This is a genomic window from Burkholderia sp. Tr-20390 (genome assembly GCF_017104595.1).
Classification (GTDB): Bacteria; Pseudomonadota; Gammaproteobacteria; order Burkholderiales; family Burkholderiaceae; genus Burkholderia.
Genome location: NZ_JAAGPC010000064.1, coordinates 21892 through 44889, shown reverse-complemented (window position 1 = coordinate 44889; position 22998 = coordinate 21892). Strand labels below are relative to the sequence as shown.

General features: G+C 68.2%; 17 protein-coding genes. 7 read left to right on the top strand and 10 right to left on the bottom strand.

The features are described from left to right. Window positions 1-69: 69 nt before the first annotated feature. From G3N98_RS19125 to G3N98_RS19115, 3 genes are read left to right on the top strand one after another with little or no spacing between them, the layout of a single operon-like run. Window positions 70-2271: an FUSC family protein gene (locus G3N98_RS19125; protein WP_206148914.1), complete on the top strand. Its 2202-nt coding sequence runs from the start codon at window positions 70-72 to the stop codon at window positions 2269-2271. Continuing rightward, window positions 2268-2471: a DUF1656 domain-containing protein gene (locus G3N98_RS19120; RefSeq protein WP_011351756.1), complete on the top strand. Its 204-nt coding sequence runs from the start codon at window positions 2268-2270 to the stop codon at window positions 2469-2471. Before G3N98_RS19125 ends, G3N98_RS19120 begins: the two co-directional genes overlap by 4 nt. A 12-nt stretch (window positions 2472-2483) precedes the next feature. Next, window positions 2484-3359: an HlyD family secretion protein gene (locus tag G3N98_RS19115; RefSeq protein ID WP_089439860.1), complete on the top strand. Its 876-nt coding sequence runs from the start codon at window positions 2484-2486 to the stop codon at window positions 3357-3359. 21 nt (window positions 3360-3380) lie between these two features. On the opposite strand, the gene G3N98_RS19110 is transcribed toward G3N98_RS19115, so the two are convergent. Further along, the gene (locus G3N98_RS19110) at window positions 3381-5054 is read right to left on the bottom strand and encodes a methyl-accepting chemotaxis protein (protein WP_089425184.1); all 1674 of its coding nucleotides are present in this window, start codon (window positions 5052-5054) and stop codon (window positions 3381-3383) included. Between the two features lie 408 nt (window positions 5055-5462). Between G3N98_RS19110 and G3N98_RS19105 the strand changes: the two genes are divergently transcribed. Continuing rightward, window positions 5463-6701: an MFS transporter gene (locus G3N98_RS19105; RefSeq protein ID WP_089472630.1), complete on the top strand. Its 1239-nt coding sequence runs from the start codon at window positions 5463-5465 to the stop codon at window positions 6699-6701. A 74-nt stretch (window positions 6702-6775) separates the two neighbouring features. Here the strand turns inward: G3N98_RS19105 and G3N98_RS19100 are convergent, their stop codons facing one another. After that, window positions 6776-7573: a 5'-methylthioadenosine/adenosylhomocysteine nucleosidase gene (locus G3N98_RS19100; protein ID WP_089472629.1), complete on the bottom strand. Its 798-nt coding sequence runs from the start codon at window positions 7571-7573 to the stop codon at window positions 6776-6778. Then, entirely contained in the window at window positions 7570-9933 is a 2364-nt protein-coding gene (locus G3N98_RS19095; RefSeq protein ID WP_085043069.1) for a UvrD-helicase domain-containing protein, read from the bottom strand. The genes G3N98_RS19100 and G3N98_RS19095 overlap by 4 nt, the downstream gene beginning before the upstream one ends. A gap of 237 nt (window positions 9934-10170) precedes the next feature. Between G3N98_RS19095 and G3N98_RS19090 the strand changes: the two genes are divergently transcribed. Together G3N98_RS19090 and galU are read left to right on the top strand one after the other, a co-directional pair. Next, entirely contained in the window at window positions 10171-13038 is a 2868-nt protein-coding gene (locus G3N98_RS19090) for a valine--tRNA ligase (RefSeq protein WP_089472628.1), read from the top strand. Window positions 13039-13125: 87 nt separating this feature from the next. Next, window positions 13126-14010, top strand: coding sequence for a UTP--glucose-1-phosphate uridylyltransferase GalU (galU, locus tag G3N98_RS19085; protein ID WP_089425179.1), 885 nt, complete (start codon window positions 13126-13128; stop codon window positions 14008-14010). 58 nt (window positions 14011-14068) lie between these two features. On the opposite strand, the gene G3N98_RS19080 is transcribed toward galU, so the two are convergent. From G3N98_RS19080 to G3N98_RS19050, 7 genes are all read right to left on the bottom strand, one after another. Continuing rightward, entirely contained in the window at window positions 14069-14683 is a 615-nt protein-coding gene (locus G3N98_RS19080) for a DUF4136 domain-containing protein (protein WP_089425178.1), read from the bottom strand. Window positions 14684-14720: 37 nt separating this feature from the next. Further along, window positions 14721-17108 (bottom strand): CHASE2 domain-containing protein, encoded by a 2388-nt coding sequence (locus G3N98_RS19075; protein WP_206148913.1) that lies wholly within the window; start codon window positions 17106-17108, stop codon window positions 14721-14723. Between the two features lie 10 nt (window positions 17109-17118). Further along, window positions 17119-18480, bottom strand: coding sequence for a FecR domain-containing protein (locus G3N98_RS19070; RefSeq protein ID WP_206148912.1), 1362 nt, complete (start codon window positions 18478-18480; stop codon window positions 17119-17121). Beyond that, on the bottom strand, window positions 18477-19181 hold the full coding sequence (locus G3N98_RS19065; protein WP_006490421.1) for a response regulator transcription factor: 705 nt from the start codon (window positions 19179-19181) through the stop codon (window positions 18477-18479). Before G3N98_RS19065 ends, G3N98_RS19070 begins: the two co-directional genes overlap by 4 nt. Window positions 19182-19448: 267 nt before the next feature. After that, entirely contained in the window at window positions 19449-19871 is a 423-nt protein-coding gene (locus G3N98_RS19060; protein ID WP_089472625.1) for a peptidase, read from the bottom strand. A gap of 195 nt (window positions 19872-20066) precedes the next feature. Further along, window positions 20067-20294 (bottom strand): sulfurtransferase TusA family protein, encoded by a 228-nt coding sequence (locus G3N98_RS19055; protein ID WP_006402122.1) that lies wholly within the window; start codon window positions 20292-20294, stop codon window positions 20067-20069. 117 nt (window positions 20295-20411) lie between these two features. Beyond that, entirely contained in the window at window positions 20412-21347 is a 936-nt protein-coding gene (locus G3N98_RS19050; protein WP_089439849.1) for a LysR family transcriptional regulator, read from the bottom strand. Window positions 21348-21461: 114 nt separating this feature from the next. Between G3N98_RS19050 and G3N98_RS19045 the strand changes: the two genes are divergently transcribed. Further along, a complete protein-coding gene (locus tag G3N98_RS19045; RefSeq protein WP_206148911.1) occupies window positions 21462-22982 on the top strand; it encodes a CoA-acylating methylmalonate-semialdehyde dehydrogenase in 1521 nt (506 codons plus the stop codon). Window positions 22983-22998 lie beyond the last annotated feature (16 nt).

Sequence of the window (22998 nt, the reverse complement as noted above, 5' to 3'; positions counted from 1 at the left end):
CCGGCCCGCGCAGGTGGCCGCCGCCGGTGCGTCCGGCGTGCCGGCCGCACGGTAACGCGGAGCGACGCCATGTCAGCCTCCTCCCCCGCTTCCACACCCGCCGGCGGCCCGTTCGCGGCCTGGGCCACCGCGTTCGGCGACTGGGCCCGCACCGACGGCGCCGCGTGGCTCTACCTGTTCAAGGCGCTGCTCGCGGCCTTCATCGCGCTCGGCGTGTCGATGCGGCTCGACCTGCCGGCACCGAAGACGGCGATGACGACCGTCTTCATCGTGATGCAGCCGCAAAGCGGCGCCGTGCTCGCGAAGAGCTTCTACCGGGTCGCCGGCACGATCTTCGGGCTCATCGCGACGCTCACGTTCGTCGGGCTGTTCCCGCAGCAGCCGCAGCTGTTCCTGCTGGCGATCGCCATCTGGATCGCACTGTGCACCGCCGGCGCGGCGCGCAACCGCAACTTCCGCAGCTACGGCTTCCTGCTCGCCGGCTATACGACCGCGCTGATCGGCCTGCCCGCGTCGCAGCACCCGGACGGCGCCTTCATGAGCGCGATGACGCGCGTCTCGGAAGTCATCATCGGGATCGTGTCGGCCGGTGTCGTCAGCGCGCTCGTGTTTCCGCAGTACACCGGCGAGCAGATGCGCACGACGGTACGCAAGCGCTTCGGCAGCTTCGTGGACTACGTCGCGTCGGCGCTGTCGGGCCAGCTCGACCGCGCGCACATCGAGACCATCCACACGCGCTTCGTCGCCGACGTGGTCGGCTTCGAGGCCGCGCGCAGCATGGCCGTGTTCGAGAATCCGGACACGCGCATGCGCAGCGGCCGGCTCGCGCGGCTGAACAGCGAATTCATGAGCGCGTCGAGCCGCTTTCACGCGCTGCATCAGTTGATGAACCGGCTGCACGCGGCCGGTGCGCAGGCCGCGATCGATGCGATCGAGCCGTATTTCCGCGAAATCGCGCCGCTGCTCACACGCCATGGCGAACCCGTGCGCACGTCGATCGACGCCGCGCACTCGGCCGAGCAACTGCTCGCGTGGCGCGACGCGCTGCCGCGCCGCATCCGCGCGACGCGCGCGGAACTCGAAACGCAGCCCGGCTTCCCGCTGCTCGATTTCGACACGGCCGCCGAGCTGCTGTACCGCTTCATCACCGACCTGCAGGAATACGCGGCGACCTATGCGTCGCTCGCGACCGCGACGCACGAGCGCGAACGCTGGATCGAGCGCTACGAGCCGCGCACCAACCGGACGGCCGCCACGATCGCGGGGATCCGCACCGCGACGGTGATTCTCGCGCTGGGCTGGTTCTGGATCGAGACCGCGTGGCCGAGCGGCGTGATGCTGGTGCTGAACGCCGCGGCGACCTGCGCGCTCGCGTCATCGGCGCCGCGCCCGACCGCGATGGCCGCCCAGATGGGGATGGGCACGGCGCTGGCCGTTTGCACCGGCTTCCTGCTGATGTTCGGCATCTACCCGCGGATCGACGGCTTCTGGCTGCTGTGCGCGGCGCTCGCGCCTTTGCTCGCGATCGGCATCTACATGACGCTGAAGCCGAAGCTCGCGGGCTACGGGATGGGCTACCTGATCTTCTTCTGCTTCCTCGCCGGCCCGGACAGCATCACGCACTACGATCCGATGAGCTTCATGAACGACGCGCTCGCGCTGCTGCTGTCGATGCTGGTATCGGCGATCGCGTTCGCCGTGCTGTTCCCGCCGACCGCGCCGTGGCTCAAGAAGCGCCTGCTCGCCGACCTGCGCCACCAGGCCGTCGCGGCCTGCCATGCGCGGCTCGCCGGCTTGCGCACGCGCTTCGAGAGCGGCGCGCGCGACCTGATGTACCAGGCGCACACGCTGTCGGCCGACCAGCCCGACGTGCAGCGTGACGCGTTGCGCTGGATGTTCGCGGTGCTCGAAACCGGCAACGCGGCCATCGACCTGCGCCACGAGCTGGCCACGCTGCCGTCCGATCCGCGCTATGCGCCGACGACGCCGTGGCGACGCGCGATCGAGACGATGCGCGCCGCGCTGTCGTCGCTGTTCACCCGGCCGGACGCCGAACGCTTCGACGCCACGCTCGCTGCGGTCAACGCTGCGATCGACGCGACCCGGCAGACGCTCGACGCGTTCACGCCGACGCGCGAGGAACGCCACCGGCTGCAGCGGATCCTGAGCCACCTGCATTTCGTGCGCACGGCCCTGCTCGATCCCGAATCGCCGCTCGCCGCGCTCAACCGCAACCGCCCCGTGCGTCCCCAACCAGGAGCCTCGTCATGATGCCGCGTGAAATCGCCATTCTCGATGCCTACATGCCCACGGTGGTGCTGATGTTCGTCCTCGGCGCGCTCGCGACCTGGGCCGTCGACCGCCTGCTCGCCTACACGGGCCTCTACCGACTCGTCTGGCACCCGTCGCTGTTCCGGGCCTGCCTTCTCGTCTGCATTTGCGGCGGACTGAGTCTTGCCGTTTACCGTTGATTTCGAACCATCATGATTCTCAGAAAACTCTTCGGCTTCGTCGCGACCGCCATCATTCTTCTCGTCGCGATCCTGATCGGGCGCTCGCTGTGGGTGCACTACATGGATGATCCGTGGACGCGCGACGGGCGCGTGCGCGCCGAGATCGTCAACGTCGCGCCGGACGTGTCGGGCGCGATCGTCGAGCTGCCCGTGCATGACAACCAGCTCGTCAAGAAAGGCGACCTGATCATGCAGATCGACCCGTCGCACTACCAGATCGCGGTCGAGCAGGCGCAGGCGGCCGTCGCCGCCCGCCGCGCGGAACTGCAGATGCGCCGCGACGACGCGGCGCGCCGCGCGGATCTCGATGCGCTCGTCGTGTCGAAGGAAAACCGCGAGAACGCCGCGCACAGCGCGTCGAGCGCCGATGCGCAGTACCAGCAGGCGATCGCCGCACTCGATGCCGCGAAGCTCAACCTCGAGCGCACGCGCGTCGTCGCGCCGGTCGACGGCTACATCACGAACCTGCAGACCTTCAAGGGCAATTATGCGGTGGCCGGCCAGGCGAAGCTCGCGATCGTCGACAGCCACTCGTTCTGGGTCTACGGCTACTTCGAGGAAACCAAGCTGCCGCGCGTGAAGATCGGTGCGCCGGCCGAGATGCGGCTGATGAGCGGCGGCGTGATGAAGGGCCACGTCGAGAGCATCTCGCGCGGCATCTACGATCGTGACAACCCGCAGAGCCGCGACCTCGTCGCGGACGTGAACCCGACCTTCAACTGGGTGCGCCTCGCGCAGCGCGTGCCGGTGCGCATCAAGATCGACGACGTGCCGGCCGACGTGGTGCTGTCGGCGGGCACGACCTGCACGGTCATCATCGATCCGGACAAGCAGAAGAAGTCGTAAACCCCGGATGGCCGGGGGCGCTTACGCGGCGATGCGGAAACGCCCGACCAGCGACTTCAGCGCCTGAGCCTGCTCGTCGAGCGCATTCGCGGCCGCGGCCGCCTGTTCGACGAGCGCCGCGTTCTGCTGCGTGCCGGCATCCATCTGCGTGACCGCACGGCCGATCTCCTCGATACCGGCGCTCTGCTCGTCGGATGCCGCCGAAATCTCGCCGATGATGTCGGTCACGCGCTTGACCGCGCGCACGACGTCGCCCATCGTGCGGCCCGCATCGTGCGCGAGCGTCGCGCCGTTCGCGACGCGTTCGACCGATGCACCGATCAGCTCGCGGATCTCCTTCGCCGCGGTCGCCGAACGCTGCGCGAGCAACCGCACCTCGCCCGCGACCACCGAAAAACCACGCCCCTGTTCGCCCGCGCGCGCCGCCTCGACCGCCGCGTTCAACGCGAGAATGTTGGTCTGGAACGCGATCCCCTCGATCGTGCCGATGATGTCGCGGATGTTCTTCGCGCTGTCGTCGATCTCGCTCATCGTCGCCACCACACGCCCGACGACTTCCCCGCCCGTCTCCGCGACCGCCGACGCATTGGCCGCGAGCGCGCTCGCCTGCCGCGCGTTCTCGGCGTTCTGGCGTACGGTCGACGTGAGCTGCTCCATGCTGGCCGCGGTGCGTTCGAGCGCGACGGCCTGCTGCTCGGTACGCTTCGACAGGTCGAGGTTGCCGGTGGAGATCTCGCCCGACGCCGCCGCGATCGCCTCGGCGCTGACGGCGATCTCGCCGACGGTCGCCGCGAGCCCGGTCTGCATCTCGGCCAGCGCACGCACCATGCTGTCGCGGTCGTGCCGGCCCAGCGTGATCGGTCGCGTCAGGTCGCCGCGCGCGATGTCCGCGGCGATCGCCTTCGCGTGCGCGGGCTCGCCGCCGAGCTGCGACGCGAGACGGCGCACGACGCGCTCGGCGATCACGATCGCGAGCACGATCAGCGCAACCGTCATCGCCGCGATCATCGCGAACGACGACGAGAAAATGGTGGCGGACGCATCGAGCGTCGCCTTCGACTTCGCGCCGCGCGTCTTCACGAGTTCGGCGACGAGTTTCTCGAGCTTGCCGGTTTCGACCAGCAGCGACACGTCCTGCGTGCCGACCTGCCAGTTCATCTGCGACAGGTCGAGCGGCTGCGCACGCACGAGTTCGACGAAATCGCGCAGATGCGCGCTCCACGTACCGACCGCCGTCGAGAACGCGTGCAGCCGCGCCGAATCGTCGGCGTCGGCCGGATCCGCGTAGCGCTGCAGCGTGCCGAGCGCCTGGCCGATCGACGCGAGCCCCGCGCCCACGTCGGCGCCCAGTTCGTCGCGCTCCTTCGCGGTGGTCGCGGTCAACAGCATCTTCTGGGCACGGCTCGCGCGCAGCACTTCGGCCCGGACCTCCGCGGCCGCGCGGCTCGCGACGTGGCCCTGCTCGTAGACCGACGCGATCGACGCATTCAGCCGGCTGATCTGCCAGAGCGAAAACATGCCGATCGCCAGCGTGCCGGCGAGCAGGATCGCGAAGGCGGCGCGCAACGTCGCCTTGACGGTCCACGGCCGGCGCTCGCGACGCGCCACGCGCAGGCGCCGTGCGGCGCGGCCGGCGGCAACGTCGGGGGCGGCGGCGGCCGCACCCGGCTGTGGATGCAAAGATGCTGCTTTCATCGAACTATCCCCGTATTGATCACGCGGCCGGAAAGGTCGGTCCCGGCATTCCCGCGATGGCTGGCCTTGCCGCGCGTCCTGCGCCCGCACCGGCGGATAGCCGGTGCCGGGCGCGGCGCGCCTGTTGTCATTGGGTCGTTCTACGGCCGCCACCGCCGTTTCTTGAGTCCGGGAAACCACCCACCGGCCCCGGGCGCGCCCTCCCATGACGGGCAGGCGCGCCGCCAGCGTTATACCCGGCCAAAAAAGCGCGTACCTGACGATCCATCAGATGAATGTCCGATTCACGATAAAAGTTGTCCGGACATTCTCGATACGCCACATTACACTTCTTTGACGCAGCAACGAATCAAGACGCGCCAGTCCCCAGCAGAGCGCGCCCGCCACCTCAACTCGTTCAGCTCTCACATGGAAACCAGCCTCGACACCGGCTCCGCCGGCGCAGCCGCCGCCCAGCCATCCGCTCCCCCCGTCGCCCGCACCGTGTACCCGGTGCTCGGCGCGATCAGCTTCTCGCACATGCTCAACGACATGATCCAGTCGTTGATCCTCGCGATCTATCCGATGCTCAAGAGCCAGTTCGCGCTGTCGTTCGCACAGATCGGCCTGATCACCCTCACCTACCAGATCACCGCGTCGCTGCTGCAGCCGCTCATCGGCCTCTATACCGACAAGCGTCCGAAGCCGTATTCGCTGCCGGTCGGCATGGGCTTCACGCTCGCGGGGCTGCTGCTGATGTCGGTCGCGCCGAATTTCCCGATGCTGCTGGTGGCCGCCGCGCTCGTCGGCTGCGGTTCGTCGGTGTTCCATCCCGAGTCGTCGCGCGTCGCGCGGATGGCGTCGGGCGGCCAGCACGGGCTCGCGCAATCGGTGTTCCAGGTCGGCGGCAACGCGGGCTCCGCGCTCGGGCCGCTGCTCGCCGCACTCGTGATCATTCCGCACGGCCAGCACAGCATCGCGTGGTTCTCGGCGGCCGCGCTCGTCGCGATGATCGTCCTCACGCAGATCGGCCACTGGTACAAGAAGCATCCGTCGATGAAGAAGAAGGCCGCGGCGGCCGGCCACCCGACGCTGTCGCGCGGCCGCGTGCTGGGCGCGATCGGCGTGCTGGTGCTGCTCGTGTTCTCGAAGTACTTCTACCTCGCGAGCATCAACAGCTATTTCACGTTCTACCTGATCGACAAGTTCCACCTGTCGGTGCAGGCCGCGCAGATCCACCTGTTCGTGTTCCTCGCGGCCGTGGCGGCCGGCACGCTGATCGGCGGGCCGGTGGGCGACCGGATCGGCCGCAAGTACGTGATCTGGGTGTCGATCCTCGGCGTCGCGCCGTTCACGATGCTGCTGCCGTACGCAAACCTGTTCTGGACCAGCGTACTGACCGTGATCATCGGCGTCGTGCTCGCGTCGGCGTTCGCCGCGATCCTCGTCTATGCGACGGAGCTGATGCCCGGCAAGGTCGGGATGGTCGCGGGCCTGTTCTTCGGCTTCGCGTTCGGCCTCGGCGGGGTCGGCGCGGCCGTGCTCGGCCAGCTCGCGGACGCGACGAGCATCCCGTTCGTCTACAAGGTGTGCTCGTTCCTGCCGCTGATCGGCGTATTCACCGTGTTCCTGCCGAACCTCGAAAGCAGCCGGCGCAAGCAGGCGTGACGCACCGGCCGCGGCGTGCGCGCCGCGGCCGGTCGAACGGCTCGAATGAAGGAATGAAGAAAACGGCGGCGGCTTCAGGCCGCCGTCGTCGCATGCAGCGTCAGGAAACGCTTGAGGATGCCCGACGAATAGCTGCTCGCGATCGCCGACAGGAAGTGCGAGAACGACTGCGTCGCGTGATCGTCGGCCGTATCGGAGATCGTGCGCACGAGCGCGAACGGCACGTCGTGCTCCGCGCACACCTGCGCGATCGCGGCGCCTTCCATCTCGACCGCGAGCGCATCCGGCAGCGCGTCGCGCAGCGCGACGACCTCGCGCTCGCTCGACACGAAACGATCGCCGCTGATGATGAGCCCCGCATGCAGCGTCGCACCGGCCAGGCCGAAACGCGCGGCGAACTGCGCGCCCTCTTCCTCGACGAACTGCGTGCACGCCGCCCGCAGGCTGGCGGTCAGCGCCGCGTCGGTCGCGAAACGCGTGATGCCGAGCAGCGGCACCTCGTAGCGCGGAAAGAGCGGCGACGCGTCGAGATCATGCTGCAGCAGCGTATCGGCCACGACGACATCGCCGACCCGCACCGTGCGCGACACGCCGCCCGCGACGCCGGTGAACACGACGCCCGCCACGCCGAACACGTGGATCAGCGCGCTGACCGTCGCGGCGGCCGCGACCTTGCCGACCCGTGCGAGCGTCACGACGCAGGCCGCGCCATGCACGGTGCCGACGTGATAATCGCGACGGCCGAGCGTGACCGTTTTCATCGCGCCGTCGGCGCGCATCGCGGCGATCAGGTCGCCGAGTTCCTCGGGCAGCGCGGCCAGAATGCCGAGCGGGCGGGCCGCAGGCGTCACATCCAGGTCGATGCCCATCATTCCACCGCCTGCAGTTTCGCGACCGCGAGCGCGAGCCACTTCTCGCCGTGCCGCTTGAACTTCACCTGCGCCTTCGCATCGGTGCCGTTGCCTTCGAGCGCGGTGACCGTGCCTTCGCCGAACTTGGTGTGGAACACCTGCTGGCCGACCCGGAAGCCGGCATCGGCCGCGCGCTGCTTGTCCGCGAACGCCGGCAGCGGCGCGGACACGGCCGGGTCGACGATCTGCTCGCGACTGCCGCCGCCCGGCCGCGCGAACCAGTCGCGCCCGTACCCGGCGTTGTCCGACCGGCCGCCCCAGCGCGAACCGGCCTCGACCTTCGGCGTCAGCCACTTCAACACGTGCTCGGGCAATTCGTCGAAGAAACGCGAGCGCACGTTGTAGCGCGTCTGGCCGTGCAGCATCCGGCTCTGCGCGAACGACAGGTAGAGCCGCTCCTTCGCACGCGTGATCGCGACGTACATCAGCCGGCGCTCTTCCTCGAGGCCGTCCGATTCAAGCACGCTGTTCTCGTGCGGGAACAGCCCTTCCTCGAGGCCCGTGATGAACACGGCCGAGAATTCGAGCCCCTTCGCCGCGTGCACCGTCATCAGCTGCACGGCGTCCTGCCCGGCCTGCGCCTGGTTGTCGCCGGCCTCCAGCGACGCATGCGACAGGAAGCCGGCGAGCGGCGTCATCGTGTCGGGATTCTGTGCCGGGTCGGCGGGCGATACCGGGTCGAGCACGTCGACCGCCGGATCGTCCGTCGCGGTGCCGAGCTCGGGCGCCGCGATCGCACCCGCGCGCAGCGGGATCGAACGGGCCGGCGTGTCGAGCCCGTAGCCTTCCTCGGCGATGAACGCGGTGGCCGCGTTCACGAGTTCCTGCAAGTTCTCGAGACGGTCCTGGCCTTCGCGCTCGCCCTGGTAGAAATCGGCGAGGCCGCTGGCGCGCACGATGTGCTCGACGGTGTCGGGCAGGTTCATGTGCTGCGTGTCGGCGCGCATCTTCGCGACCAGGTTCGCGAACCCGCCGAGGCTCGTGCCGGCCTTGCCCGTCACGTACGGAATCGCGGCGGCCATCGAGCAGCCGTACAGGCGCGCGGCGTCGGCCAGCTGCTCGATCGAGCGCGCACCGATGCCGCGGGTCGGGAAGTTCACGACGCGCACGAACGCGGTGTCGTCGTTCGGGTTGTCGATCAGGCGCAGGTACGCGAGCGCATGCTTCACTTCCTGGCGCTCGAAGAAGCGCAGGCCGCCGTACACGCGGTACGGGATGCCCGACGACATCAGCGTGTGCTCGATCGAGCGCGACTGCGCGTTGCTGCGGTACAGGACGGCCACTTCGCTGCGTGCCATCCCGGTGTTGATCAGCGAGCGGATCTCCTCGACGATCCAGCCGGCTTCCTGCGAATCGGTGCTCGCTTCGTACACGCGCACGGGCTCGCCGTGGCCCGCGTCGGTGCGCAGGTTCTTGCCGAGGCGGTGCGCGTTGTTCGAGATCAGCTGGTTCGCCGCGTCGAGGATGTTGCCGTGCGACCGGTAGTTCTGCTCGAGCTTGATCAGGTTGCGCACGCGGAATTCGTCTTCGAAGTCGCGCATGTTGCCGACGTTCGCGCCGCGGAACGCGTAGATCGACTGGTCGTCGTCGCCGACCGCGAAGATCGCGTTCTCGCCGCCCGCGAGCATCTTGAGCCACGCGTACTGCAGCTTGTTGGTGTCCTGGAACTCGTCGACGAGGATGTGCCGGAAGCGCGCCTGGTAGTGCGCGCGCAGCGGCGCGTTGTACGCGAGCAGTTCGTAGCAGCGCAACAGCAGCTCGGGGAAATCGACGACGCCCTCGCGCTGGCACTGCTGGTCGTACGCCTGGTACAGCTCGACGAACTTGCGGTTGAAGTTGTCGGACGCGTCGACCTTGTCGGGACGCAGCCCCTGCTCCTTCGCGTTGTTGATGAAGTACTGCACGTTCTTCGGCGGGTACTTTTCATCATCGACGTTCGCCGCCTTCATCAGCCGCTTGATCGCGGACAGCTGGTCGGCCGTATCGAGGATCTGGAAGGTCTGCGGCAGGCCGGCGTCACGCCAGTGCGTGCGCAGCATCCGGTTGCACAGGCCGTGGAACGTGCCGATCCACATCCCGCGCGTGTCGATCGGCATCATCGCCGACAGGCGCGCCATCATTTCGCGCGCGGCCTTGTTCGTGAAGGTCACGGCGAGCACGGTGGGCGGCGACGCGTAGCCTTGCTGGATCAGCCACGCGATGCGGGTGATCAGCACGCGGGTCTTGCCGCTGCCCGCCCCTGCGAGGATCAGCGCCGGTTCGTTCGGCAACGTGACGGCGGCGAGTTGTTCGGGGTTCAGATTGGCGAGCAGGTCGGGCATGGAGCGGCAGCTAACGGGCGAGAAAAATGCGGACCCGACATTATAAGTCCGACGGGAAGCTTGCCGTTCACGATCGCTCAAACCTGCCGCGATGGCAGCGGAGCGCGCCGATGCGAGGAACGTAATGGCGGGCAAATATAGACGCGTTGATATCGGAAACTCGCTTTCGATATAAACGCGTCTATATAATTGTCAGATTCGGCATCCAATTCACGCATTTTTCGGCAGATTTCCAACATGAGCGACAACACGCTTGCGAAGAGCTTCGAGCCCCACACCATCGAGTCCCAATGGGGGCCGGAGTGGGAAAAGCGCGGCTACGCGGCCCCGGCCTTCGATCCGGCCCGCCCCGATTTCTCGATCCAGTTGCCGCCGCCGAACGTGACGGGCACGCTGCACATGGGCCACGCGTTCAACCAGACGATCATGGACGGCCTCACCCGCTACCACCGGATGCTCGGCGAGAACACGCTGTGGGTGCCCGGCACCGACCACGCGGGGATCGCGACCCAGATCGTCGTCGAGCGCCAGCTCGACGCGCAGGGTGTGTCGCGCCACGACCTCGGCCGCGAGAAGTTCGTCGAGCGCGTGTGGGAATGGAAGGAAAAATCGGGTTCGACGATCACCGGCCAGGTGCGCCGCCTCGGCGCATCGCCCGACTGGTCGCGCGAATACTTCACGATGGACGACAAGATGTCGGCCGCCGTGCGCGACGTGTTCGTCACGCTCTTTGAACAGGGCCTGATCTACCGCGGCAAGCGGCTCGTGAACTGGGATCCGGTGCTGCTGACCGCCGTGTCGGACCTCGAAGTCGTGAGCGAAGAGGAAAACGGCCACCTGTGGCACATCCGCTACCCGCTCGTCGACGGCTCGGGCTCGCTGACCGTGGCCACGACGCGCCCGGAAACGATGCTCGGCGACGTCGCGCTGATGGTTCACCCGGAAGACGAGCGCTACGCGCACCTGATCGGCAAGCTCGTCACGCTGCCGCTGACGGGCCGCGAGATCCCGGTGATCGCCGACGACTACGTCGACCGCGAGTTCGGCACGGGCGTCGTGAAGGTCACGCCCGCGCACGACTTCAACGACTACCAGGTCGGCCAGCGCCACAAGCTCGCGCCGATCGAGATCCTGACGCTCGACGCGAAGATCAACGACAACGGCCCCGAGCAGTATCGCGGCCTCGACCGCTTCGACGCGCGCAAGGCGATCGTCGCCGACCTCGACGCGGAAGGCTTCCTCGACTCGGTGAAGCCGCACAAGCTGATGGTGCCGCGCGGCGACCGCACGGGCGTCGTGATCGAGCCGATGCTGACCGACCAGTGGTTCGTCGCGATGACGAAGCCGGCGCCGGAAGGCACGTTCAATCCGGGCAAGTCGATCACGGAAACGTCGCTCGACGTCGTGCGCAGCGGCCAGATCAAGTTCGTCCCCGAAAACTGGACGACCACCTACTACCAGTGGCTCGAGAACATCCAGGACTGGTGCATCTCGCGCCAGCTGTGGTGGGGCCACCAGATTCCCGCGTGGTACGGCGAGAACGGCGAGGTGTTCGTCGCGCGCAACGAGGAAGAAGCGCGCGCGCAGGCTGCCGCGAAGGGTTACACGGGTGCGCTGAAGCGCGACGAAGACGTGCTCGACACGTGGTTCTCGTCGGCGCTCGTGCCGTTCTCGTCGCTCGGCTGGCCGAACGAAACGCCTGAACTGAAGCACTTCCTGCCGTCGTCGGTGCTCGTCACGGGCTTCGACATCATCTTCTTCTGGGTCGCCCGGATGGTGATGATGACCACGCACTTCACGGGCAAGGTGCCGTTCCACACCGTCTACGTGCACGGCCTCGTGCGCGACGCGGAAGGCCAGAAGATGTCGAAGAGCAAGGGCAACACGCTCGACCCGATCGACATCGTCGACGGCATCGACCTCGACACGCTGGTCGCGAAGCGCACGACGGGCCTGATGAACCCGAAGCAGGCCGCGACGATCGAGAAGAAGACGCGCAAGGAATTCCCGGACGGCATCGCCGCGTTCGGCACCGACGCGCTGCGCTTCACGATGGCGTCGATGGCGACGCTCGGCCGCAACGTGAACTTCGACCTCGCGCGCTGCGAAGGCTATCGCAACTTCTGCAACAAGCTGTGGAACGCCACGCGCTTCGTGCTGATGAACTGCGAAGGCCACGACTGCGGCAGCGACAAGCCGGAAGTCTGCGGCGCGGGCGATTGCGGCCCGGGCGGCTACCTCGACTTCTCGGCGGCCGACCGCTGGATCGTGTCGCTGCTGCAGCGCACGGAAGCCGACATCGCGAAGGGCTTCGCCGATTACCGCTTCGACAACATCGCCAGCGGCATCTACAAGTTCGTGTGGGACGAGTACTGCGACTGGTATCTCGAACTCGCGAAAGTGCAGATCCAGAACGGCACGCCGGAACAGCAGCGCGCGACGCGCCGCACGCTGCTGCGCGTGCTCGAGACGGTGCTGCGCCTCGCGCACCCGATCATCCCGTTCATCACCGAAGCGCTCTGGCAGAAGGTCGCGCCGCTGGCGGGCCGCTATCCGCAAGGCAAGGCCGAAGGCGAAGCGTCGCTGATGACGCAGGCGTACCCGATCGCGAACCTGCAGAAGATCGACGAGGTGTCCGAACAGTGGGCAGCCGACCTGAAGGCGATCGTCGACGCATGCCGCAACCTGCGCGGCGAGATGAACCTGTCGCCGGCCACCAAGGTGCCGCTGCTCGCAGCCGGCGATGCCGAGCGCCTGCGCTCGTTCGCGCCGTACGTCCAGGCCCTCGCGCGCCTGTCGGAAGTGCAGATCCTCGCGGACGAAGCGACGCTCGACAAGGAAGCGCACGGCGCGCCGATCGCGATCGTCGGGCCGAACAAGCTGGTGCTGAAGGTCGAGATCGACGTCGCGGCCGAACGCGAGCGCCTGTCAAAGGAAATCACGCGCCTGACGAACGAGATCACGAAGTGCAATGCGAAGCTCGGCAACGAGGCATTCGTCGCGAAAGCGCCGCCGGCCGTGGTCGAACAGGAGCAGAAGCGCGTCGCGGAATTCCAGAGCACGCTCGACAAACTGCGCGCTCAGCTCGATCGGTTGCCTGCGTAACAAAGGGTAAGGTCGTTTGCGTTCACTATAATGGGGACGTGAACATAGACCATCTGACAAGTCGATTACAGGAATAAAGGTTCGATCATGTTGAAAGTTACCAAGGCAGTGTTCCCCGTTGCTGGTCTCGGCACGCGGTTCCTCCCGGCAACGAAAGCGAGCCCCAAGGAAATGCTGCCGGTCGTCGACAAGCCGCTGATCCAGTACGCTGTCGAAGAAGCGATCGCCGCCGGCATCACCGAGATGATCTTCGTCACCGGGCGCAGCAAGCGCGCGATCGAGGACCACTTCGACAAGTCGTACGAGGTCGAGGCCGAACTCGAGGCGCGCGGCAAGGAAAAGCTGCTCGAACTGGTGCGCAGCATCAAGCCGAGCCATGTCGACTGCTTCTACGTGCGCCAGCCGGAAGCGCTCGGCCTCGGCCATGCGGTGCTGTGCGCGGAAAAGCTGGTGGCCGACAACCCGTTCGCGGTGATCCTCGCGGACGACCTGCTCGACGGCAACCCGCCCGTGATGAAGCAGATGGTCGACGTGTTCGACCACTATCACAGCTCGGTGATCGGCGTCGAGGAGATCCCGCCGTCGGAGACGAAGTCGTACGGGATCGTCGACGGCAAGGAGTGGGAAGAGTCGATCGTCAAGATGTCGGCGATCGTCGAGAAGCCGGCGCCGGAAGTCGCGCCGTCGAACCTCGGCGTGGTCGGCCGCTACATCCTGAAGCCGCGGATCTTCGAGCACCTGCGTGCGCTGAAGCCCGGCGCGGGCGGCGAGCTGCAGCTCACCGACGCGATCCAGGCGCTGCTCGCCGACGAGCAAGTGCTGGCCTACAAGTACCAGGGCACGCGCTACGACTGCGGCAGCAAGCTCGGCTACCTGAAGGCGACGGTCGAATTCGCGCTGCGCCACGCGGAAGTCGGCGCGGAGTTCGACGCGTACCTGCGCACGCGCGACGGCGCACATCCGGCCGCCTGAACGCGGCAAGGGCAAGGGCCCGCTCCGGCGGGCCTGCCCTCACCTCACCGGCCGACGCTCAGCGCGCTTCGACCGGCTTCACCGAGACGACGCCCGGCATCCCGCCCGCGTCGTCTTTTTTCGTCTTGACGAGCCAGCCGCCGCCGTCGCCGAACGGCACCTTCGCGAGCGCGCTCTTCACGAGCGCCGGCGCGGCCTGCTGCGTGCCGGGATCGCGATCGCGCAGCGCGGCCGATACGCGGTAGACGTCGGCGCCCGATTTCGCGTCGACGAAGCGCAGCGTCAGCACATGGCGATACACGCGGCCCATGAACGGCAGCGCGAACGGCGCCGGCCCGTCGACCGTCACGCATGCGCTGCTCGCGGCCCCGCACCCGTCGGCGATCGCCGCGACCGAGGCCGGCTGCGTCGCATACGCGATCGACAGCCGGTAGCGCGCGGCCGCGAGCGGCTTCGCATCGAAGCCGCGGTGCGCGAGTTCGTCGCGCACGAGCGTCTCGATCTGCCGGTATTCGGCATCATCGGCCTGCGCGGCCGTCCGCACGAAATCGTAGCCGTGCGCACCGGATGCGAACGCGTTCGGCTGCCCGACCGCACTGACACCGCTCGTCACGCCGGCGCAACCCGTCAACAGCGACGCCGCCAGCGCGGTCGCTGCCCATTCCTTTCTCATGGCTTTCCCCAAATGCCTGCCGTCGCGCCCGGCCCTGTCAGGCGGACGGCTCGTCGATCGCGGGCAGCGACACCGTCACCGCGGTGCCGACACCCACCTCGCTGTCGACCGACACGCTGCCCCCATGGCGCGTGACGACCGTCTTCACGAATGCCATGCCGAGCCCGGAGCCCGAGATTTCGGGCCGCTCGCCGGCATGGAATCGCTTGAAACGCTCGAACAGATGCCGCTGATCTTCCGGCGCAATGCCGTATCCCTGATCGCGAATCGTACAGAACATCCGTTTCGACGCGTGCTCGACCGCCAGCGTACACGTGATCACGGTATCGGACGGACTGTATTTGACTGCGTTGTTCAGCAGGTTCACGAACGCGCGCGTGATCAGCGAGCGGTCCGCGCGCACCCAGCACATGTCGGTGCCGACGTCGGTGTCGACGCGAATGTGCTTCGCCTGCGCCTGCGGCCACACCTCGTCGCTCGCATCGATCAGCACGTCGACGAGGCTCGTCACCTCGAGCTGGTACACCTGCGACTCCGCGCGCGCCAGCTGCACGAACTCGTCGGCCAGCGACAGCGCACGGTGCGCATAGCGCTCGATCCGCGCGAGCAGCCCGCGCATCGCGTCGGTCTCGGCGCGGTCGCGCTCGATCTCGACGAGCGCGAGAATCGACGACTGCGGCGAGCGCATGTCATGCGACAGCAGGTGCAGCGCTTCCTCGCGCTGCCGCTCGGCCGCGTGCAGTTCAGTCACGTCGACGAGGCCGGCGATCCAGCCCGTCACGCGGCCCTGCGCGTTCGTGCACGCCGCGTAGCGTAGCAGATGGTCGAGCCCGTCACGATCGCGCACCTCGATGCCGCGCGCCATCGCGTCGTGCTCGGCCTCGAGCGTCGGGTCGAGTGCCGCCGGCCAGTGTTCGCGGATCACCGCGTCGTGTTCGGCGTTGCCGTCGACGGTCTTCATGAAGGCCAGCTCGCCGAGCGCGGTGCGCAGCGGCCGGCCTTCCGGCAGCGGCAGCGACAGGCGCGACCCGTAGCGCTTGGCCGCATGGTTCGCGATCAGCACGGTGCCGGCCAGGTCGGTCACGAAAATCGGCTCGGGCATGCTGTCGAGGCTGTCCCACACGAAGCGCTTCATGTCCTGCACGCGCTGCGCGGCTTGCGCCATCAGCGCCATCTGCCGCTCGAGCACGTCGCCGCCGACGCTGCGCGTGCGTGGCGCCTCGGGCAGCAGGTGCGGCTCGTCGGCGAGCCGCTGCAGCTCGCGCCGCAGATACGACATCGTCATTTCCAGGCGCCGCCAGTTCCAGATCGGGTAGACGGCGACCAGCCCGAAGATCGCGGGCGCCGGCGACAGCCAGATGCGCGCCTCGAACAGCAGCGCCATGCTCGCGACGACGGCCAGCGCGGCCAGGCTCAGCGTCAGCAGCAGCGCGCGCCACGGCGACAGCATCAGGAAGCCGCCCAGCAGCGCGGCGAGCGGCAGCAGCGACGCGACGAACAGCCCGGCGGGCGACGCCGGCGAGATCGCACTGCCGGTCGCCAGCATGTCGAGTACGTTGGCATGGATATACACGCCGGCGAGCGGCCCGAACTCGCCGGACACGGGCGTGGCGAAGCGGTCGTACAGCCCCGACGCCGTCACGCCGACGACGACGATCTTGCCGCGCAGCGCATCGGGTTTCACGCGCCCTTCGAGGACGTCGTCGAACGACAGCGTCGGATACGCGGGCGTGTTGCGGCTGAACGGGATCAGGTAGCGGCCCTCGCCCGCCGCATCGCGCGACAGGTCGTGCGCATCCGCGCCGGGCATGCCGCCGACCGGGTGCAGCCGGCCGGCCTGGATCGCGCGGTAGACGGGCACCATCAGCTGCGGCCAGCGCACGCGGCCGTCGCTTTCGTACAGCGCCACGCTGCGTACGATGCCGTCGCGGTCGACTTCGAGGTTGATGTGGCCGAGCCCGACCGCGCGCGCCGCAAGCGCGGCCACCGGCGGATCGACCGCGCGCGAGCCGTCCGCCTGCTCGGGGCTCAGCAGCACGGGCAGGAAGGTCGGCACGTGGGTCATGGCGTCCGCGAACGCGCGATCTTCCGGCGACGGTTCGGTAAACAGCACGTCGTAGACGACGGCGGCCGGCTGCGCGCGCGCCAGCGTGTCGAGCAGCCGCGCATGCACGTCGCGCGACCACGGCCAGCGGCCAAGCGCGGACACGCTCTGGTTGTCGATGTCGACGACGACCACGTCGGGTGACAGCGGCAGGCTGCGCAGCATCAGCAGCCGGTCGTAGATCAGGCCGTCGACGCTCGCCGACAGCCGGCCGAGCGCGCACGCGAGGATCACCGCGATCCCGAGGCAGCCGATCGCGATCCATTCGATCAGGAAGCGGCGGCCGAGGCGCCGCCGCGGAGAAACGGAATCGGGTTTCATGCGCCGCGGATCAGCGCGACAGCGTGAACGCGCTGACCGGACTGGTCTTCTCGTAGAACTTGCCGCCTTCGAACTCCTCGACGGTCACGGCCCAGAAATACTCGCCCGGCGGCAGGTGCGCGACGGTGATCTGGCGCGTATGCAGGCCGACCTGGTCGACGACCGGCGCGCTCAGGTCCTTCGAGCGCGACAGCACGAACCGGTAGCGCGCACCCTCGCCCGAACCGTTCGGCGACCAGCGGAACTCGTAGCCGCCGGCGCCGGGCGACGCGCTCGCGTCGAGCCCCATCACGCGGCGTTCGAACGCGTACGTCCGCGGCCGGCCCTCGAGGCCGTTCGCATCGATCGCGGCGACCCGCACGAAGTAGTTCCCGTTCGGCACGTCGCGGAAGACCGCGCGCGGCGAATCGGTGCGCGTTTCACGGAACAGGTCGAGCAGCCCGGCGTCGTGCGCGAGTTGCACGCGGTACGCATGCGCGTCGGAGAGCGGCGCGACGTCGAAGGCGACCTCGGGCTCGTCCTGCACCTTGTCGGGATGCGCGAGCGCCGGTGGGGGCAGCAGTTCGACGGGCGCGCCGACCGCGCCGGACGATGTCGCGACGCTGCCGAAATTCGCATGCACGAGCGTCGGATCGGCGGGCTTGCGGCCGCCCGCGACGCCGACGGTGCCGTCGAGCACTTCGACGCGCGTCGACGCACTGCCGGCCGCGTCGTAGTTCACGCGAAAGTGCGTGCCGCGCACGCCGGCCACGACCGACGGCGACCGGATCTGGAAGCGGTCGTCGCGTTTCTTCAGATGGGTGACCTCGCTGTCGACCGAGCCGCGCGTGAGTTCGAACTCACGATCGAGCGTGCCGGTCAGCACCGTGCGGCGCAGCGCCTTCAGGTCGAGCTGGCTGTCGGGCGGCAGGCTCATGTGCGTGCCGTCGGCGAGCTCGAGCGTCACGAAGCCGTTCGGGCCCGTGCGCACGCGGTCGCCCTCGGCGAGCGTCGCGTCGTTCGCGAGCGGCGCAAAAGCATCGCCGGACGCGCGTTCGGCCGTGCCCTGCACCGCGACGACGCGGGCGGTCAGCTTTTCCTTGCGCAGGCGCGCCACCGGCAGCTTCAGCGCGATGCCGGGCTGCAGATGCTTCGGCGCGGGCACGCCGTTGATCTGTTGCAGCAATTGCCAGTCGTCCGCGCCCTGCAGATAGCGCGCGGCGACGTCGTACAGCGTGTCGCCCGCCTGCGTGCGGTAGACGACCATCTTGCCCGCCGCCGCGGGCGGCTGGGCCGCCGCATGCTGCGCGGCGAACGCAAACGCGACCGCGCAGGCTGCGCGCAGCGCGACCGTGCGCAGGTTCGCCGTGCGCTGCGTGATTCCCGTGGTCACTCCGGTTCTCCCTGCCCGACCCGTTCGAGCCGGTAGCCGTAGCCGTAGATCGGCGCGAGGCGATAACCGTTTTCGGGCCGCAGGCCGAGCTTGGTGCGCAGCATCGAGATGTGCGTATCCATCGTGCGCGACGGGATGTCGGTCGCCTGCTTCCACACGAGATCGAGAATGTGCGCGCGCGACAGCGGCCGGTCGAGGTGCTGGAACAGCAGCAGCGCGAGTTCGAATTCCTTCTGCGTGAGGCTCACGGCCTTGTCGCCGACGTAGGCCTGCTTCAGGTTCACGTCGAAACGGAATTGATCGAATTCACGAACGGTGGCCTCGGCGTTGACCGGATACGCGCGCCGCAGCAGCGAGCCGATGCGCGCGCGCAGGATCGGGCCCGACACCGGCTTGACCACGTAGTCGTCGGCGCCGGCGTTGAGGATCTGCGTGATCCCCGCCTCGTCGTCACGGCTCGTCATGAAGATGATCGGCAGGCTGTGCTCGGTCTGATTGGCGCGCACCCACTTCAGCACTTCCTCGCCGGACATGTCGGGCACGTTCCAGTCGAGCACCAGCAGATCGAACGTCTCGCGCTGCAGGCGCTTCTTCAGGGCCTTGCCTTCCTTGAACGCGTAGCACGTATGGCCAACGGCCGTCAGCGTTTGACTGACGAAATCCGTCTGGGCCGGATCGTCATCCAGTACAGCAATTCTCATAGCACCCCGCAAATCGAAATCGATTCGTCCTGTTCAGCTCCCCGCCCCACCCGGCCGCGCAGCACGTGCGCGGCTTCCGGATACCGGCCGGCGAGCCGTCATTCGCCGCTCGCGCCACCTGCGCAAACCGGCGACCCCAGCCAAATATCTCAAAAACGGGGTACGGACGAACCGGCGATTTCATCATAGTAGTATGAAATTCGCCAATAAATTGCGCGGACTACCGTCTTTTCTTCGAATAATCCTACCCACCGCGCAATCGAGCGCCTAATCGGCGCCCGTGATGCCCGCCACCGGCTCGACAGCATCGTCGGACGGCACGCGATGCGCCAGCGGCTCCGGACGCGCCGGCTGGGCAAGCATCCGCTGCAACTGGCCGCGCACGCGCTCCCACGCGGTGGCCGCGTAGTCCGGCTGGCTCGCTGCCCACGCCTGCGCCAGATCGAACACACGCTCGATCGTCGCACCGCAGTAGGTCAGGCCCGAGCCGTCGTCCTGCGCGGCATCGCGCAGCCGTTCGTCGAGCCATTCGGCCAGCCACGGCATCTCGGCCGCGGCGGAATCCGCGTAGGCTTCCAGCGCGGCACGCGCGTGGCGATCCTGTTGCGGGTCGAGCTCGATACGGCTCAGTCCCGATACGCTGCGTTCCGCTCCGGACGGACTTCGAATGGTCCCTGGTCTGAAGGACATGTCCTCTCCCCGTTGTACGACGGTAGCATCAGGCATGGCCCCCGTGCCCGCCGTACGACGTACCGTGGCCGGCGCATCCGCTGCGAGCGGACGACCGGCCGGGTCAGTATACGCAGCCGATCACGCAGCGAGGTTTAAGAATTGTCAGAAAAGTGTGACCGGCGCCAGGCGCTGCCGGCACCGCGATACGGGCCGTCAGCGGCGGCGCATCAGGAACACGAAGGTCTTGTCCTGCGTCGTCGATTCGACGATCTCGTTGCCCGTCTGCTTCGCGAACGCGGCGAAATCGCGCTGCGAGCCGGGATCGGTCGCGAGCACCTTGAGGATTTGCCCGCTTTCCATATCGGCGAGCGCTTTCTTGGCACGCAGGATCGGCAACGGGCAATTGAGCCCGCGCGCGTCCACTTCCTTGTGAATCTGCATCGGCTGTCGACCTTCGAATGACGCGCCGTTCAAGGCGCGGAGAGAAGCCGCGATTTTACCGCAGCGCCGCCGCGCCTGCCCGGGCCGCCACCAAGCGGACGCCCGCAAACACCGGGCTCAGGTGCCCGAAAAGCCGCCCGCGAGCCGTTCGCGCAGGTGCCGCACGAGCGCGCGCACCGCGCTCGGCACGACCGGGCTGTACGGACGGATCGCGAAGATGTGGTCGCCGAACGCGCCCGACGGCCGCCAGCCGTCGAGCAGCGCGACCAGCCGGCCGGCGTCGAGATCGCGCTGCGCGCTGAAATCCGGCAGCAGCGCGATGCCGAGCCCGCCGAGCGCGGCCTCGCGCATCGCCTCGCTGTTGTTCGCCGCGAAGCTGCCGCGCACCGGCACGCTCACGCGCTCGCGCCGCCGGCCGTGCGGCTCGAAGCTCCAGGCGGCCGGCTCGTTGTCGCGCAGGTAGCACAGGCAGCTGTGCTCGACGAGTTCGCTCGGGTGGCGCGGCGCGCCACGCGCGTCGAGATAGTCGCGGCTCGCGACGAGCAGCGAGCGCGTGTCGCACAGCTTCCATGCGACGTGGGTCTGCGGCGCGGTGGTCGTATGGCGGATCGCGAGATCGAAACCCTCCTGCGTCAGCGAATGCAGCCGGTCCGACAGGTCGAGCTCGATCTGCACGCCAGGATGCTGCCGCAAAAAATCGGGCAGGTGCGGCACGACCTGCTGGCGCCCGAGCGCAACCGGCACCGTCAGGCGCAGCAGGCCGCGCGGCTCGCCGGCCAGGTCCTTCACGCGCGCGAAGTGCTGCCCGATCGACTCGAACGCGTCGCGCGTGCTGTCGACGAGCGTCTGGCCCGCGTCGGTGAGCCGCACGCTGCGCGTCGTGCGCCGCACGAGCGGCACGCCGGCGGCCTTTTCGAGATCGGCGATGCGCTGGCTCATCGCGGCCTTGCTGATGCCGAGCCGCTGCGCGGCCGCCGTGAAACTGCCGGCCGCGGCCAGCACCGTCAGCGAATGGATATGCGGCCAGAGCGCCTGGACATTTTGCTGATTCATCCGGTGATTATTCAGAATTCTGAACAGTGAATCAAGCTGCGCGGCCTTCTCCCGCCCTGCCCGTTTGCCTAGACTGGGCGCTGTCCACCCTCACCCGATCCCCCAGGAGACACGATGAATCCGGTTCCCGCGTACACCTCCGACGCCGACGTCGGCCACTATGTCGACGGCGCGCCCGTCGCCGGCCGCAGCGGCCGCTTCCAGGACGTCCTCAATCCGTCGCTCGGCCGCGCGGTGCGCCGCGTGGCGCTCGCCGACGACAGCGAAGTGCAGCAGGCCGTCGCGTCGGCCCACGCCGCGTTCCCGGCCTGGGCCGCGACACCGCCGATCCGCCGCGCGCGCGTGCTGCACCGCTTCCTGCAACTGATGAACGAGCACCGCGACGCCCTCGCGGCGATCATCACGGCCGAGCACGGCAAGGTGTTCTCCGATGCGCAAGGCGAAGTCGCGCGCGGCATCGACATCATCGAATTCGCGTGCGGCGTGCCGCAGCTGCTGAAGGGCGACTTCACCGACCAGGTCAGCACCGGCATCGACAACTGGACGATGCGCCAGCCGCTCGGCGTCGTCGCGGGCATCACGCCGTTCAACTTCCCGTGCATGGTGCCGTGCTGGATGTTCCCGGTCGCGATCGCGACGGGCAACACGTTCGTGCTGAAGCCGAGCGAGCGCGACCCGTCGGCGGCCCTGTTCATCGCCGACCTGCTCACGCAGGCCGGTCTCCCGGCCGGCGTGTTCAACGTCGTGCAGGGCGACAAGGGCGCGGTCGACGCGCTGCTCGACCACCCGGACGTGCAAGCCGTCAGCTTCGTCGGCTCGACGCCGATCGCGGCCTACGTGCAGCAGCGCGCCGTGCAATCGGGCAAGCGCGTGCAGGCACTCGGCGGCGCAAAGAACCACCTCGTCGTGATGCCCGACGCGAACCTCGAGCAGGCTGTCGATGCGCTGATCGGCGCCGCGTACGGCTCGGCCGGCGAACGCTGCATGGCGATCAGCGTCGCGGTGCTGGTCGGCGACGTCGCGGACCAGATCGTGCCGCTGGTGGCCGAGCGTGCACGCAAGCTGGTGATCGGCGACGGCATGTCGCCGGAAGTCGAGATGGGCCCGATCGTCACCGGCGATGCGCTGAAGCGCATCGAAGGCTATATCGAGCAAGGCGTGAACGAAGGCGCGCAACTGGTGGTCGACGGCCGCGGGCTGCGCGTGCCGGGCCGCGAGGCCGGCTTCTTCACCGGCGGCACGCTGTTCGATCACGTGACGCCCGACATGCGCATCTACCAGGAAGAAATCTTCGGGCCCGTGCTCGGCTGCGTGCGCGTGAAGGATTTCGGCGAAGCGGTCGACCTGATCAACGCGCATGAATTCGGCAATGGCGTGTCGTGCTTCACGAGCGACGGCGGCATCGCGCGCGAGTTCGCGCGGCGCATCCAGGTCGGCATGGTCGGCATCAACGTGCCGATTCCGGTGCCGATGGCGTGGCACGGCTTCGGCGGCTGGAAGAAGAGCCTGTTCGGCGACATGCACGCGTACGGCGAGGAAGGCGTGCGTTTCTACACGCGCCAGAAGTCGGTGATGCAGCGCTGGTCGTCGAGCATCGGCAAGGGCGCCGAATTCGCGATGCCGACCGCGAAGTAACCGCCTGACGGTACAC

Bases quoted from the DNA above. Each gene is read 5' to 3' on its own strand.
- G3N98_RS19125 (WP_206148914.1), top strand. From the start codon at position 70: ATGTCAGCCTCCTCCCCCGCTTCCACACCCGCCGGCGGCCCGTTCGCG.
- G3N98_RS19120 (WP_011351756.1), top strand. From the start codon at position 2,268: ATGATGCCGCGTGAAATCGCCATTCTCGATGCCTACATGCCCACGGTG.
- G3N98_RS19115 (WP_089439860.1), top strand. From the start codon at position 2,484: ATGATTCTCAGAAAACTCTTCGGCTTCGTCGCGACCGCCATCATTCTT.
- G3N98_RS19110 (WP_089425184.1), bottom strand. From the start codon at position 5,054: ATGAAAGCAGCATCTTTGCATCCACAGCCGGGTGCGGCCGCCGCCGCC.
- G3N98_RS19105 (WP_089472630.1), top strand. From the start codon at position 5,463: ATGGAAACCAGCCTCGACACCGGCTCCGCCGGCGCAGCCGCCGCCCAG.
- G3N98_RS19100 (WP_089472629.1), bottom strand. From the start codon at position 7,573: ATGATGGGCATCGACCTGGATGTGACGCCTGCGGCCCGCCCGCTCGGC.
- G3N98_RS19095 (WP_085043069.1), bottom strand. From the start codon at position 9,933: ATGCCCGACCTGCTCGCCAATCTGAACCCCGAACAACTCGCCGCCGTC.
- G3N98_RS19090 (WP_089472628.1), top strand. From the start codon at position 10,171: ATGAGCGACAACACGCTTGCGAAGAGCTTCGAGCCCCACACCATCGAG.
- galU (WP_089425179.1), top strand. From the start codon at position 13,126: ATGTTGAAAGTTACCAAGGCAGTGTTCCCCGTTGCTGGTCTCGGCACG.
- G3N98_RS19080 (WP_089425178.1), bottom strand. From the start codon at position 14,683: ATGAGAAAGGAATGGGCAGCGACCGCGCTGGCGGCGTCGCTGTTGACG.
- G3N98_RS19075 (WP_206148913.1), bottom strand. From the start codon at position 17,108: ATGAAACCCGATTCCGTTTCTCCGCGGCGGCGCCTCGGCCGCCGCTTC.
- G3N98_RS19065 (WP_006490421.1), bottom strand. From the start codon at position 19,181: ATGAGAATTGCTGTACTGGATGACGATCCGGCCCAGACGGATTTCGTC.
- G3N98_RS19060 (WP_089472625.1), bottom strand. From the start codon at position 19,871: ATGTCCTTCAGACCAGGGACCATTCGAAGTCCGTCCGGAGCGGAACGC.
- G3N98_RS19055 (WP_006402122.1), bottom strand. From the start codon at position 20,294: ATGCAGATTCACAAGGAAGTGGACGCGCGCGGGCTCAATTGCCCGTTG.
- G3N98_RS19050 (WP_089439849.1), bottom strand. From the start codon at position 21,347: ATGAATCAGCAAAATGTCCAGGCGCTCTGGCCGCATATCCATTCGCTG.
- G3N98_RS19045 (WP_206148911.1), top strand. From the start codon at position 21,462: ATGAATCCGGTTCCCGCGTACACCTCCGACGCCGACGTCGGCCACTAT.